The sequence below is a fragment of the Streptococcus gallinaceus genome (assembly GCF_024170225.1).
Lineage (GTDB): Bacteria > Bacillota > Bacilli > Lactobacillales > Streptococcaceae > Streptococcus > Streptococcus gallinaceus.
Genome location: NZ_JALJXU010000008.1, coordinates 60,052 through 73,584 on the forward strand (window position 1 = coordinate 60,052; position 13,533 = coordinate 73,584).

Annotated in this window: 17 protein-coding genes and 2 pseudogenes; 4 read left to right on the forward strand and 15 right to left on the reverse strand. The window is 40.2% G+C overall.

From position 1 onward, the window contains the following. Nucleotides 1-7: 7 nt before the first annotated feature. The 4 genes from J2T50_RS09245 to J2T50_RS09260 all read left to right on the forward strand — a co-directional run bounded on the left by J2T50_RS09245 (nt 8) and on the right by J2T50_RS09260 (nt 4,539). Nucleotides 8-691, forward strand: a complete 684-nt coding sequence (locus tag J2T50_RS09245) for a response regulator transcription factor (RefSeq protein ID WP_253365982.1) — start codon at nt 8-10, stop codon at nt 689-691. After that, nucleotides 684-1,664 carry a sensor histidine kinase gene (locus tag J2T50_RS09250; RefSeq protein WP_253365983.1) on the forward strand — a complete coding sequence of 327 codons (981 nt, stop codon included), beginning with the start codon at nt 684-686 and terminating at the stop codon, nt 1,662-1,664. Before J2T50_RS09245 ends, J2T50_RS09250 begins: the two co-directional genes overlap by 8 nt. A gap of 96 nt (nt 1,665-1,760) precedes the next feature. Beyond that, nucleotides 1,761-2,519, forward strand: coding sequence for an ABC transporter ATP-binding protein (locus J2T50_RS09255; RefSeq protein ID WP_253365984.1), 759 nt, complete (start codon nt 1,761-1,763; stop codon nt 2,517-2,519). Nucleotide 2,520: 1 nt separating this feature from the next. Continuing rightward, nucleotides 2,521-4,539 carry an FtsX-like permease family protein gene (locus tag J2T50_RS09260; RefSeq protein ID WP_253365985.1) on the forward strand — a complete coding sequence of 673 codons (2,019 nt, stop codon included), beginning with the start codon at nt 2,521-2,523 and terminating at the stop codon, nt 4,537-4,539. A gap of 695 nt (nt 4,540-5,234) precedes the next feature. Here the strand turns inward: J2T50_RS09260 and J2T50_RS09265 are convergent. The 15 genes and pseudogenes from J2T50_RS09265 to J2T50_RS09335 form a co-directional block, all read right to left on the reverse strand. Further along, nucleotides 5,235-5,444, reverse strand: coding sequence for a BOW99_gp33 family protein (locus J2T50_RS09265; RefSeq protein WP_253365986.1), 210 nt, complete (start codon nt 5,442-5,444; stop codon nt 5,235-5,237). A 114-nt stretch (nt 5,445-5,558) separates the two neighbouring features. Next, the gene (locus J2T50_RS09270) at nt 5,559-6,011 is read right to left on the reverse strand and encodes a type II toxin-antitoxin system HicB family antitoxin (RefSeq protein WP_253365992.1); all 453 of its coding nucleotides are present in this window, start codon (nt 6,009-6,011) and stop codon (nt 5,559-5,561) included. Nucleotides 6,012-6,049: 38 nt separating this feature from the next. Beyond that, nucleotides 6,050-6,232: a type II toxin-antitoxin system HicA family toxin gene (locus J2T50_RS09275; protein WP_024402467.1), complete on the reverse strand. Its 183-nt coding sequence runs from the start codon at nt 6,230-6,232 to the stop codon at nt 6,050-6,052. Between the two features lie 186 nt (nt 6,233-6,418). Beyond that, entirely contained in the window at nt 6,419-6,805 is a 387-nt protein-coding gene (locus J2T50_RS09280; protein WP_253365994.1) for a sigma-70 family RNA polymerase sigma factor, read from the reverse strand. 302 nt (nt 6,806-7,107) lie between these two features. Continuing rightward, nucleotides 7,108-7,455 (reverse strand): ArpU family phage packaging/lysis transcriptional regulator, encoded by a 348-nt coding sequence (locus J2T50_RS09285; protein ID WP_253365996.1) that lies wholly within the window; start codon nt 7,453-7,455, stop codon nt 7,108-7,110. A 297-nt stretch (nt 7,456-7,752) separates the two neighbouring features. After that, nucleotides 7,753-7,900: pseudogene (locus tag J2T50_RS09290) on the reverse strand (sporulation protein Cse60). A gap of 303 nt (nt 7,901-8,203) precedes the next feature. Further along, nucleotides 8,204-9,838 (reverse strand): phage/plasmid primase, P4 family, encoded by a 1,635-nt coding sequence (locus J2T50_RS09295; RefSeq protein WP_253365997.1) that lies wholly within the window; start codon nt 9,836-9,838, stop codon nt 8,204-8,206. 19 nt (nt 9,839-9,857) lie between these two features. Further along, nucleotides 9,858-10,721: a primase alpha helix C-terminal domain-containing protein gene (locus J2T50_RS09300; RefSeq protein ID WP_253365999.1), complete on the reverse strand. Its 864-nt coding sequence runs from the start codon at nt 10,719-10,721 to the stop codon at nt 9,858-9,860. Beyond that, complete coding sequence (locus J2T50_RS09305) at nt 10,718-10,990, reverse strand: XRE family transcriptional regulator (RefSeq protein ID WP_253366001.1); 273 nt, start codon at nt 10,988-10,990, stop codon at nt 10,718-10,720. Before J2T50_RS09305 ends, J2T50_RS09300 begins: the two co-directional genes overlap by 4 nt. Then, nucleotides 10,983-11,332, reverse strand: a pseudogene (locus J2T50_RS09310) (RNA polymerase sigma factor sigma-70 region 4 domain-containing protein). Before J2T50_RS09310 ends, J2T50_RS09305 begins: the two are co-directional and overlap by 8 nt. Then, entirely contained in the window at nt 11,329-11,565 is a 237-nt protein-coding gene (locus J2T50_RS09315; protein ID WP_253366003.1) for a hypothetical protein, read from the reverse strand. The pseudogene J2T50_RS09310 and the gene J2T50_RS09315 overlap by 4 nt, the downstream one beginning before the upstream one ends. Nucleotides 11,566-11,578: 13 nt before the next feature. Beyond that, nucleotides 11,579-11,773 carry a hypothetical protein gene (locus J2T50_RS09320; protein WP_138337332.1) on the reverse strand — a complete coding sequence of 65 codons (195 nt, stop codon included), beginning with the start codon at nt 11,771-11,773 and terminating at the stop codon, nt 11,579-11,581. Further along, the gene (locus tag J2T50_RS09325; RefSeq protein ID WP_253366005.1) at nt 11,770-12,237 is read right to left on the reverse strand and encodes a hypothetical protein; all 468 of its coding nucleotides are present in this window, start codon (nt 12,235-12,237) and stop codon (nt 11,770-11,772) included. Before J2T50_RS09325 ends, J2T50_RS09320 begins: the two co-directional genes overlap by 4 nt. A 493-nt stretch (nt 12,238-12,730) precedes the next feature. After that, nucleotides 12,731-12,949 (reverse strand): hypothetical protein, encoded by a 219-nt coding sequence (locus J2T50_RS09330; protein WP_253366007.1) that lies wholly within the window; start codon nt 12,947-12,949, stop codon nt 12,731-12,733. A 155-nt stretch (nt 12,950-13,104) separates the two neighbouring features. Further along, on the reverse strand, nt 13,105-13,533 hold a 429-nt coding region (locus J2T50_RS09335; RefSeq protein ID WP_253366009.1), incomplete at its 5' end, for a Rha family transcriptional regulator.

Here is a 13,533-nt window from a genome sequence, read left to right on the forward strand (position 1 = left end):
AGCGCCGATGCAGAAGATTTTAATTGTAGAAGACGATGCGACCATTAGCCGTTTGGTGGCTAAAAATCTGATCACATGGGGATACGATGTGGAGGAAGTGACGGATTTTCAAGCTGTCTTAGAGCAGATTCGCTCATTTCAGCCGCACTTACTCTTGTTGGACATTACCTTGCCCTTTTTTAACGGCTATTACCGGTGCCAAGAAATCCGCAAAGAGTCACGTTTGCCCATCATTTTTCTATCTTCGCATGACCAGCCCATGGACATTGTCATGGCCATCAATATGGGGGCGGACGATTATGTGACCAAGCCTTTTGATATGACCGTTCTGCTGGCTAAGATACAGGGCTTGCTGCGTCGGACCTACGACTTTGTAGGGGAGCAATCAGTCCTGCTCTTTGATGATATTTCCCTAGACTTAAAAACCATGCAGATTCATTTTGCTGGAAAAACAGATGAACTGACCAAAAATGAATTTCAAATCCTGCGGGTACTGTTTGAGCGACCGCAGGTTATCGTCAGCCGTGAGGACCTGATGAAAGAGCTCTGGAACAGCGACTTGTTTATCGATGACAATACCTTGACGGTCAATGTGGCGCGTCTGCGAAAAAAATTGACAGACATGGGCTTGACCAATATCATCTCAACCAAAAAGGGAGTCGGGTACGGCTTGGTGAAGCGCCATGACTAGACGAGAATGGTGGCAGTTCCTTTGGAATTGGTTGCGAGAACGGGCTCTATTCTTGATCGGTTTTGCTCTGCTTAGCTTCTTGCTGTGGGCATTTTCAGGTCTCTACGGTATCGAGCAAGGAGTGGCTGATTATGGATTTCTTTTAATTTTAGTAATAATGTTGCTGGTTTTCCTGATGGACGGTGTGAGACAGTTTCGGAAATGGTCGGCGGTTCTTGCTGGTCAGGATTTTCCTCATCAGACAGCGATAGAGATGCTTTTGCTGAAGAAATACCAAGAGGCAGCCTTGCAGCTGGCCAGTTGTAAAGCCGAGGAGCGTGCCCGTCAGGAGGATTTGCAGGACTACTATACCATGTGGGCCCACCAAATGAAGGTGCCCATCGCAGCCAGTCAGCTCTTGATAGGCGACTTAGACGCCAGTCAGCACAAGCAAGAACTGAGTCAGGAATTGCTGAAAATTGAACAGTATACTGGCTTGGTGCTCAATTACTTACGGTTGCAGTCTTTTCATGATGACCTCGTTTTTCGTAAGGAAAATCTTGCAGACTTGGTCAATCAAACGGTTAAGAAATTTTCCATTTTCTTTATCCAGCAACGCATTCGTCTGGAGTTAGGAGACTTAGAACAGGAAATCGTGACAGATAAGCGCTGGTTCGGGCTTCTGCTAGAACAATTTTTGTCTAACGCACTGAAATATACCAAAACAGGAACTATTTCAATTTTGCTAGATGAGGGGGATTTGGTGATTCGTGACACGGGAATTGGGATTGCTAAGGAAGATTTGGAGCGGGTTTTTGAACGAGGATTTTCGGGTTACAATGGCAGGATTACCCAACAATCATCAGGATTAGGGCTCTATTTATCTCGGAAGATTGCTCAAGAATTAGATTTCTCCTTAAAATTGACCTCCGAGGTCGGGAAAGGTACAGAGGTTCGGATTGGTATTAACCAAAAACGACTCAGGCTAGATTAACCTTACAAATCTGTAAGTGAGATGTAAGTTAGAACCATGGCTACCATGGTTTTTTAGCAGTAAAATGAAACGAGTAAAAAGAAATGGAGAACTGTGATGACACTACTAGATGTACAACATGTGAAAAAGATTTACCAAACTCGCTTTCAGGTCAATCAAGTCGAGGCCTTGAAGGACATTCATTTTACAGTGGATGAAGGGGAATATGTGGCGATTATGGGAGAGTCAGGGAGTGGTAAGTCAACCTTGCTCAATATCCTAGCTATGTTAGACAAGCCAACGGAGGGGAAAATTTTGTTGAAAGGGGTGGATACGCAGTCCATCAAGCAGAAGGAAGCATCTGCTTTTCGCCGTGAAAAATTAGGCTTTGTTTTTCAGGATTTTAATCTTTTAGATACCCTGTCTGTCAAGGATAATGTCCTCTTGCCCCTCGTTCTGTCTCGCGTGCCTGTTGGAGAGATGAATAAGCGTGGGATAGACATTCTCAATCATCTAGGGATTGCTACCTTAAAGAATAAAATGCCTTATGAGATTTCGGGAGGTCAGCAGCAACGAGTGGCAGTAGCACGTGCCATCATCACCCAACCAGAAATCCTCTTAGCAGATGAGCCGACAGGTGCCTTGGATTCTAAGTCCTCAGCGACCTTGCTCGATGTCTTTGATACCATCAATGAACAAGGGCAGACCATTTTGATGGTGACCCACTCGACAACAGCGGCCAGTCGTGCCAAGCGCGTGCTCTTTATTCGAGATGGTATCCTCTACAATCAAATTTACCGCGGAGGCCGTACTGAGCAAGAGATGTTCCAAGCAATTTCAGATACCTTGACCGTCATGGCGAATCGAGGTGAATAATATGTGGGGACTAACGCATAAATTAGCCGTTTCCAATCTCTTGAAAAATCGGGAACTCTACTACCCATTTGCCTTGATGACCGTACTGTCTTCGGCTGTGGCCTATATTTTTACTTCTCTTACCTACAATCCCGATATCAAAAAAGTTGCCTTTTCAAGTGCTGTCAATTCGATCATGGGATTTGGTCTAGTCGTCGTTTTGGTTACCGTGAGTTTGATGATTCTTTATGCTAATGCCTTTGTCATGAAACAGCGCTCCAAAGAGTTTGGACTCTACAGTGTGTTGGGTTTGGATAAGAAACACCTTCTTTATATGAATGGAGTAGAAACTTTTCTCTTTGGCAGCATGGCGACTGGTCTGGGTATTTTAACTGGCATCTTGTTGGACAATCTCTTTTATGCCATTTTACTAAGAATTATTCAAGTGCCCGTTGTCTTTAGCTCCACTTTTCAGTGGAAGAGTGTGGTAACCGTTTTGTTGGCTTTTGCAGTTATTTTTTCCTTTACCAGTCTTTTAAATGCAGGCAAAATCGGTTTTTCTTCCTCACTCAATCTAGTCAAGGGTAAGCGAACAGGTGAGAAAAAGGGACGGTTCCTCAAGCTACAAACTCTCATAGGTACTCTTGTTTTGGGAGCTGCCTATTGGCTGGCAACAGATATTTCTAATCCTAGCACAGCAATAAGCAACTTCTTTATCGCTGTTCTTATGGTTATCTTTGCGACCTATCTACTCTTTAATGCAGGGACTATTGTTTTTCTTCGATTTTTGAAAAATCGTCCTTCCTATTTTTATCAACCAAGCAACTTTATCTCGGTGTCAAACTTGATTTTCCGTATGCGAAAAAACGCCATGGGACTTGCGACCATCGCCATCTTATCGACCATGGTTTTGGTGACACTGATTGCAGGTGTCAATATTTATTTCGGTGGGCACAATACCGTTGCCATTTCTTATCCACAGGAAATTGCCATCGTTATGGAACCCTTGAAAAATGAGGATGGAACGGTGTCTGGCACTCAGCAAGAGGCTAGAAGTTATGTGGATAAACTGATTAAAGAAGAAAAGATTTCAGATGCTCAAGTAACGGACTATACCTATCAATTTGAATTTATTAAAAAAGTAGAGGGCAATCGTCTTGAAACCTATACAGGTATGGAAGATACTTATGGAACAATGGACTCTTATACTAAGGGAGCTATCAGTGTCATCTCAGCTAGCGACTATAAGAAGTTGACGGGGAAAGAGGCAGACTTGTCAGGCCGTCAAATTCTCCTCTATAGTCAGGGGATGAATTATCAGACGGATAAAGACCTGATTCTAAATGGGAAGACTTATGTGATTAAGCAGGTGCTGGATCACGATATTACTAAAAAGAAACTCCCTCGTTCAATGAGTTTTATAATGGACAAGGATACTCTAATCGTCGTAGCAGATGGTGTAGAGGTTCTGCCAGTTGAGAAGAGTCATTACTACTTTGGGATAGATACTTCCCTCTCGGCTGATGAACAATCTAAACTGGGTGAAAAGTGGAGATATATGGATGGTAATGACAACACAGAGAATAAAGAGATCACGTTTAATCATTTCTACGCCTCCACTCGGATAGACATGGAAAGAGACTTCTTTGCCTTTACAGGCTCGTTTCTCTTTATTGGTCTTCTTTTGACATCAGTCTTCTTTATGGCAGCAGTTCTTGTCATCTATTACAAACAGGTCTCAGAAGGCTATGAGGATAAGGAGCGGTTTGCCATCATGCAAAAAGTGGGACTAGATCAAGAAGCGACGAAGAAAAGTATCGGCAAGCAGATGTTGACGGTCTTCTTCCTCCCTATCGCAGTTGCTTTTATCCATCTGGCTTTTGCCTTTAAGATGCTATCTCTTATCTTGCGTCTGCTTAGCCTACTAGATACTAGCTTTATTTTCCAAGTCACTTTGGTAACCTGTCTCATTTATTTCGTCCTCTATGTTCTGGTCTATCTAGGGACATCGCATGCCTACCATAAAATTATTGGTAAGTAAAAGCCAATTTGTTATGGTTAGATTTTAATATCTTGTGAAATAAACTGAAAAAGCGAATGGTAGTAACCCTACAGAGATTAGGATTTATTTATCATTCGTTTTTAATGTATTTTCATTGTCTTTCAAATATGGTTATTCATAGTCTTTCGCTAACTGCTTTTTTAGGTGGACTTGTGCCAAATCTCTCTTTTTTGGTACAATAAAGAAAAAGAAGAGGAGGAAACCATGACATTTGAAGAAATTTTCAAGAATGGCTTAGAATACTGTTCTTTAGGCGTTTGTGAGCTATATTTTTAAGGATTTTTTGAAAAATTTTAGTCATAGATTTTCTTTAATAGTCTTCCAAAGTCCACAAAAAGGTGAACAAAAAAGACCTAAAATAGGTCAATCAAATAATGAGTTCAGCAGGCAAGAACTAGCGTAGTCATCAGCTACGCTTTTTTAGTTATCTTTGCTTATCTGATAGACTTATTATATCAAAAAAGGGAGGGTATGACCTCAGGGGTTAACTCTCCCTAATCGGCTAGACTATGCAAGCCTCCAGCTGTGAATATATTATAACATGTTTATCACGCGCATTAGTTACTTTATCTATCGAAAAGGTAAGATACCTAAAAGCGTGTGGTTATCAAATTTGTTGACCTTAACAAAACAATTTCAAGCGAATATCACGCGTAAGCCTACTGTATTTATTTTTATAGTTCGCCTTTTTCTATTTTTTCTTGTATTATCCTAGCCCATATATCATAAAAAGGATGGTTGTCTGGGATAACGGGGGGATTGTTGGTAAATTCTTCTTGGGTTAAGGTTGTTTCTTCGTCTAATATTGTACCGTCTGCTAGCTTAGTGCCTTTAGGGACAATGTGGGTTATTGTTGGTTTCCATTCTTTTTTAGGTTTAGCCATATAGTGAACTCCTTAAATATAAATAATAGGACTGACCCACCACCTCCACAAATTTACTTGTTTCATGGGTGTTAGACCAGCCCTATTATTAACTAAATTGTATCATAAATCAGCTTAGGCATGAATTTTCTTATCAGCAATGGCATCTGTCAAAGTTTGGGAAAAGTTCAAACCTAGGTCATGTCCTAAAGTATCCGCCCAACGTGGGATAGTTAGAGTTTTCTTTACAGGTTCTTGACTGCCTAGATATTCCGCTACGTCAACCATAACCATAGAGACAAAAGACTTGCTAGGGTCATAAACTAGCTCTATATCTCCATCATTATGGAAAGGGTTATTATCTGCCAAAGATAGAGCATTAATAGGGGTAGGTGTGGGAATGTCTCGCCCATTCTCGATATAGTCCGCTAGGTGAATACCTAACCAGTCGCTAGCCATTGCCATAGCGTCTGCCATATCTTCGCCTTGGGTCGCTGAATGCTCAAAGTCTGGGAAAGTGACAAAATAAGGGGCGTTCGCTCCGTCTGTATCGTCATAATAAAATAAAGCTGGATAAGTGACAAGCATAGTTTACCTCCAAATTAAAGACAAGCGGGGAACTGTCTTTATAACAGCCCAGCTTGCTTTTTGATACCCCGTTCAGTGTATTTGTTAATTTCACCGTGGGGAATGGTTATAGGTCGCTCGCCTGCTTTTTCAAGTTTAACGTGTGACCCTTTACCGCCTTTGGTCTTTATCCAACCATGAGCAGTAAGTAGCTTAACCATTTCTTTTTGTGTCATAGGCATAGCGCTTTTACCTCCTGACAAGATTAGTATATCATACGTGTTACACGTATTCAAGTAAAAAGAATGTTCTGTATCAAAAACGAGCAATTCAGAAATAGCCCCTAAAATCGTTTCTAAGGTGTTTTATTCTGTTTGTGGTTAAATTTTATCAGATAAAGTAAAACACGCGCTGAAACATGGCTTATTTTAAGCCTCTGACTGTCCTAGTTGATTTTGTACCTGTTCTAAGTTTTTAATAGCTTTTCGGCGTATGCTTTGAATTTCTTTGTCTTTTAATCCTAAAAACTCGGAAAGGTCTTTAGTCTTTATCCCCTCGATATATTGGGCGGTTAATAAATCCTGTTGCTCTTTGTCTGATAGCTGATTGATTACGCCAGCCATTTGCTGGCGTTTTGCTGTGATTTCTCTGATAGCTGTTAAGATTTCATTTTCTTGTGGTTCTAGTAGGTTCGGAAGTGCTTTGAATTGCTCTCTTACCTGCGCCAACTCGATTTCTAAGCTATCAATGAATGGTTTTAGGTCTCTAGCGTTTCTTAGTTGCTCGCTCATAGTCAAATTTATTTCAAACATCATTTAATACCTCGTATGACTATGATTATATCAAAAAGGCGTGTGTTCTTTGTTTTATCCCCTTACTAATTAAGTATTGTTACCTTACCAAAACCTTACCATTTTACCTAACCACAATCTCACTATTTTAATTCTTGTTAGGGGTAGGGGTAAACGAACAAAAAACCACTTGTAAAGGCATTTCTAGCTAAAAAAACACGAATAAAAATCTCAAAAAGGGAACTTTTTGCACGGAAAAGGGCAGCGTTGTTTATTTCCGAATAATTATAGCCCCGTTATAAAACAAAGGGGTATTTCTCATATGATTAGCAATTAGAATCTAGTTTTGTTCCTAACTGCCTAATCGCTTCTGCTTGTACTCTGTAGTAGTTGCTTTCTGACATCCCTAGACTGTGATACAGTTCTTTCTTGTATCTGTGTTCTGGCTGAGCGTTAAGATAAGCAAGAAATAAAATGCGTTTCAGTTTCTTGTTAGTCATTCGATTATAGGCTTGCCTAATTGCATTGACAAATTCAACTGCTTCAAGATGGATAGGTAAGTCAACGGATGGATATACTTGTTCTAGCTCCTTATCTATATCTTCCATAGTCAAGTTACTTCCTGCAATCCTTCCACAACGTCGATAGTGTTTTAACAGTGTCTTGGTATCCATTCTGCCCTCTCCTTGTGATATAATATATTTAGCAAATATATATCGAAGAGGTCAGCGCGTGCGTTGGCTTTTTTTGTCATTTCTCGGAGTTCGCTCGGAGTTTATCCGAGCGTTCGGAATAGAAAAGGCTCTATATCAACTATTTTACACTCTTTTTAGGTTATTCGTCGTTTTGAAAATGTCGTACTTTCTTTATTTGTTCGTTTTGGAAATTTAGAGTATGTAGGTAGTTGCAGGTAGTAACAACTTCCCGTAAATCTTAGAGTTTTGCTTATCGTTTTTACCTAGTCTACCTTACTACTTAGCCAAACTCTCATAGTCGCCTGTCATTGCTTCAGTATATTTTACGTCAATCACTTGGACTTCTGCCATAAAAATCGTTTACTTGGGCTTCAAAGTCATCCAGTTTTTGCTTGTGTTTCTGATAAAATATCTTAATTTTCATGTCTTTTCTCCATTTTGTATACGGTTTTCTTGATTTGTATACAGTTATTTTTAGAACCGTATACAAATTGAAGTCAGTCATATCAAGGCTTTAGCTATAGTTGTATACGGTTTATACACTTTATACAGTAAAAATAAAAACTATATATAGGGTATTTGGGATAGTCATATTAAATATATCTCTTATATGGGAAATTTTGAAAAAACCGTATAAACCGTATACACCGTATACAACCCTTGGTACGACTGGGTTTATTCTGCACACGGTTAAATTCCCTACCGTATACACCGTATACAGATTGTCCTATTTTCGTTTCTTTCTAGCTTCTGCTAGGTGGTTTTTATAGCCTCGTTCATTCTTTCGCTTCCTCTGTCTTTCTGGGTCAGCTCGCCCGTTTGAGTAGGCAAGACTGGCATAAAAAGGCAAATCCTCTTTTGGGTAAAAGCCCTTATGTAGTTGCTGACCTATTGGAATAACACTTTGACTAGGCTCAAATCCTTCGGGTAGATTGGTCTTTATTTCACGGTGTAAGCCTTCTTGTGTTTTGTTTAGCTTAACACCATAGTATTCTACAAAGCCTTTCCAGACATGATAAACAAAACTGTTAGGGATAAACTCACTTGTCAACTCATCCGTGAAAAATTGGGAAACAAAGTCAATGACAGGGTTCATTTCCTTATGGTGTTCCTCTAGGATTTCCATGGACTTCTTAGGATTGATGTCTGTGATTGGGATTTCAATAGCTAACCTTACCAAGTATTCTAAAACTTCCTTACGGTTGATGTAGTCGTCTTTTATAGCTTTGTTAGGTTTGCCTTTGAATATTTTGGTAAAAGGCAAAATTCTAAAACGGCGGTCAATAGCGGACTTATCTCCGTTCATCCGTGGCAAACCGTTAGAAGATTGTACCACGGTCATATTCAAGCGGATACTGTACGGGCGCTTCCCTTTGTCCTCTATGGTCATGATGTCCCCTGTTGCTAAGCTGAACATATCGGACGTATCTTTGATAACCGCGTCTTTTTGCACGTCGTCACCGATAACCAAAGACTTCCCTAGTAGAATGGACGTAGAAAACTGACTTTTTGACAGTCCCGTGATTTTTAAACTGGCCACATTCTCCATGCCAACCAAATTGATAAGCAGTTGCTGAAATGTTCCCTTACCTGTTCCACCTTCGCCAAATAGCCAAAAAATTTTATGTAATGACTGCCCTGTAATGCTTGCCTTAATAATTTGAATAGCAAGGTCATAAAGTTCTTTGTCTCCGTCAAAGAGTTCCAAAAGCCACGCTGTCGGTTTCCAACCTTTGATAGTTGGCTCTTTTGCCTTCGGATTGTATCCCGTTTTGATTTTACGTGTGACCGTAATATCTGGCGTAACTGCTCCAAATTGCCCCGTTTTGGCATTGTAAAGCTGGCTACCTATAACAGTGTACTGGCTTTCTATCTCCCTCATTTGGCTTTGTCTAGCAATTTTATAAAGCGTGTCAAAAGCCTGCTTTTCGGTTGCATTGGGGAAGATAACAGAAATAAGGTCTTGTAAAAGTTCATTATCTTCTAGCCAAATACCATAATCGGGATTGTAGTAGTATAGGGGGGCTTTCTGTCCTTGCGCTTCTGGCTTGATACGAATAAAGCGGATAAACTGTTTCAGCATAATGGCGACACCTAAAGGAGTTTTCGGCAATGCCTTCTCGCTTGCTTCCTGCCCTTTTTGTCTCGCTATCTCTTCATGTTGTTGTTGGGTTATTTTCCCGCTTTTAACGTTTTCAATGTGATTGCTGTCAGCCATAACCTCATCATAAGCCAATTTGAAAGCTTCATCTTTCACTGTTTGACATTCCTTGATAAGTTGACCTCTAACTCCTTTGAAAGTACTGAAATGTTTATCCTCATTCTCACGCGCTTCCGTGATTTCACTTTCTAGGTTTTTCAATTGTTCTTTTTCTATGGTTCTATCCTCTCTTTCTGTATTCTGCCCGTGCTATGCTTTCAAAAGTTCGGTCTAACTCCTCAATCGGCAATGGTTGGGCGGTGTTATTATTTGCTAGCTTAGTCAATTCATAAGCTGTTTCTAGGTCACAATCAACCCATTTATTAAACAATAGACCTATAAATCGGGTTGCGTTCACGTTGCGCCCTCCCTCGTCTCCAAAACCGTTGAAAAGCGTATCTAAGACCCTCATAGTGATAGACCGCTGACCGCTTGGATGTGGGCTATAGTTGGTTGTTACTTGTTTGTTGCGCGTGGTTTGTGTTGTCTGTACTGGTACAGGATAATCAAGTCCACGGTTCACATAACGCTGATAGTCTTCTGGGTCGCCTGTTGTAACTGGTAGACCTTGCAACTGTGACCAGGTAAGGCTTGCTAGGTCAAAAGGTAGCCCTATCTTGTTGGCTATTTCCTTGACTATCTGTTTATAGGTTGTTTCGTCCATGTTTCCACTAGGCTTTACTACAAGCCTATAACGGGGCTTTTCTGGTGTGTGTTTGATAGTGGGGTAAATAATGTAACTGTACTCCGAAAGTCTCTCAGAAACGATTTTAGGCAAGTTTACGCCTGTTTCAATGTCATCATAATCAAGAAAAATCAAATCACGATAGACAAGACTGTCATTGTTCCGTCTAATTGTCCCGTTTTTTTCCACCTTGACCTCTCCACTGATACAATACGGGGCTTGTGTACGCTTGTATTCTTCTATGTCCACACCTTCAGGAATTACTAGCGGTTTGAACTGGGCGATATAGTCAAACGGTGCTAGTTTCCCTTTGTATGGATAAAGCAAAGACCCAAAACCACGGGTTTCATATATTGTCATTTATCCGCTCCTAAAAATATTAGAATATCCTCGATTTTATAAAAGACTTTGCGTGTGTCTTCGATAGGAGGAGAGTAGCGCCGTAGCCCAGCACTTTCCCAACGTTTCAAGGTGCTATAATCTACGTCCAATTCATTTTTTATCTGCGTAGGTGTCATTAAGCCTGTTATCCGTGGTTTAGGTTTCAGATAATCCTTTAGAAAGCTATCTATCAGCTTTAATATGCCACGTTTTAGGCTGTTTTCACTCTCTTTACTTAGGCTAAACATTCATATCAGCCCCTTTCAGTAGTGCCTTGTAGCTTTTAAGTCAGCATTTAACAATACACTTAGGCGCTTTTGTTCTTCCTGTACTTGGTTGTAAAAGGCTTTTACGCCATCTAGTAGCTCTGCCTTATCTGCTGGGATAAAGTAACCTCGGTTAAAGCCATGACGTACACCAATGATAGGAACACCGTAGTGCGTGATTAGACGGCTTATTATACTTTGTACTGTCATTTCCTCAATCTTTAAGACAAGAGCTATTTCTGCCCCCGTGGTGGGGTTGTCAGCTCCTACCTTTATAAGATTAAGCACGCGCCTGTAATTCTCTGGTAACGTTGGTAGTGTCATTCTGTCGCCTCTCTTTCTTTGCTTACTAGGATAATCTGCCCTTTATTCCACATATCGGAAAAATCTGTTAGGGCTTCTAATACTCGCTCTAATTGGTTTTGTTCCTCGATACTGTAGCAATCAAATTTATTTTCTAGGGAAAAATCTAGCATAGTTTGGAAAGCCTCATCTAACCACTGACCAAAGTTTTCAGCTCGTGATTTTGCAAGGTCAAAGTTTTTGTTTGCTGTCATTGTCTGTCTCTTTCTAGTTATATCGTTTACCTGCAAGCTGGATATATGCCCCATAGTTGGGATTATACGCTGGCTTTTGGTCTTGTTGTTCTGAGAGTTCAATAGTGATTGTTTCCTTGCTTAGCTTATAAAGTTGATAGGCTAGTAGTAGGAGCATAACCACAAAAAAGATAATAGCTTGGGTTGGTGTTAGGTCTAATTCGTTCATTGTTTTATAGCCTCCATAAATTCAGCCTGTACTTGTGTTTTCTTTTCTTGATAACTCAGTTTGGGCTGTATCTGATTAGTCTTAAAATAGATTTCTTTTAGGTTAATGGTAGCCTCTAAGTATTGTTTTTCTGTGTAAGTGATATAGGCTTGTTGTTCTTCCTCGGTTTCAAAGAATGTTTTAGCCTGTCTTTTGAAAAAGGCTTGTCTCATAGCGTCAAACTCAAAGATACCAGGATTGAAAATCATTCCAGTTGTCTTTTTAGAAAGTACCTTTTGTTTTTCTGCTTCGTTGAGTTCTGGAAGTTCTATCCATAGCAAACGTTGTAAATTTTCTTTGAGTGATTTTATTCGTGCCGATAAAAGCCATACCCTAGAAAAGTCATTGTTTTCGTCTGCTTGGTTTAGCTCCTGACTAATTCTGTTTAGGCTTTTAGTGATAATATCGTAAGTTGTTTCAGTCATGTTGTTTTACCTCTGTTTTATTATTTTCTGAGTAGTTGCAACGCCTGTGCGTGCTTGTCCCGTGAATAAAAGACTTTTTTTCCTATACCCTGGTGGTTTATTGTGTAATTCTTGCTATGCTAGCCTAGACTATCCCAGCGGATAACCGCCCCAAATTCACCAGGTTGCCCCGTGGTCATGTAAATCTGTGCCAAATAATAGTCTATCTAGTGTGTAATTTTCTTAGACTGGTTTAGTTTGCTATTGCCGTAGCTCCCTAATGGCGATACCAGCACCTAATACTTTTATCCGTTCTAGTTTTAAGGGATTAGCGCCCTCCGTATGGTCAAGATACCCAAATCATGGTATAATATAGGTATCAAATCTATACTAAAACCCTTTTAATAACGGCTTGCCTGCCTCTTAATTGTGTTTTAGTTAGTGTGTGAAAGGCTTTGCTGATTGGTCTCGGTAAGCCTTTTTTTGTTGTTCTCACGCGCCTCTAGGTGCGTTTTTATTTTGTGAGTTCGTCAATTCGTTTTTGTTCCCGCTTACGGTCATAGAAAAGTACTTTATCTTTTAGCATAAAGCGTACAGTTTCTAAAGCTTGGGAAACATGTTCAGCTTGTCTAAATTGCTCACCTTCCAAAGTTCCTTGGAGTTCTTCAATTTCTTCAATCCCATAGTTGATAAGTTCTTTCAATTCTGAAAATGTCAATGCTTTATGTTTCATGTTGTTTTTTCTCCTTTTTCGTTTGTTCTAATAGGCGTTTTCAAAGTTTAATCTCCAAAAGGGTATATTTACCCTAAGGAAACACTTTAATGTATCAGAAGTGCTTTCTTGATAGTCTCCTGTACCTTAGAATGGATATTATGGTCACTTATTTCTCATGCGCCTTGTTGGGCGTTCTTTTTATTTACCATATTCTTAATGTCGTGATAGTCAAAACCAAGCTGTATCATGGCGATAACCATATCTTCCAAGGCTTGGTATTCTTTCAACTCGCCACTGTAAAGACTGTTTAGGGCTATTTCCTCGCCTCTCAACGCTCGCAACTGCTTAGCGTTAAATCCAGTCACCGCCTTTAGCAATAGGTTTGTAACTGTGCTGTGCGCGTGTTTAGGGGCGTTCTCCCATTCGCTGATAGCTTTGACTAACTCTTTGCGCTTTGGCTTTTCTATCGCCCTTTGATAGCGAAACTCTGCTACCTCGTTGCGTAGGTCAAAGAATGCTTTGACTAGGTTCTTTTTGAATTCTCTGACGGGTTCGGTGTTTCCTAGATAGGTAACTAATAAAGTCGCCTGCTGTTCGTTTAA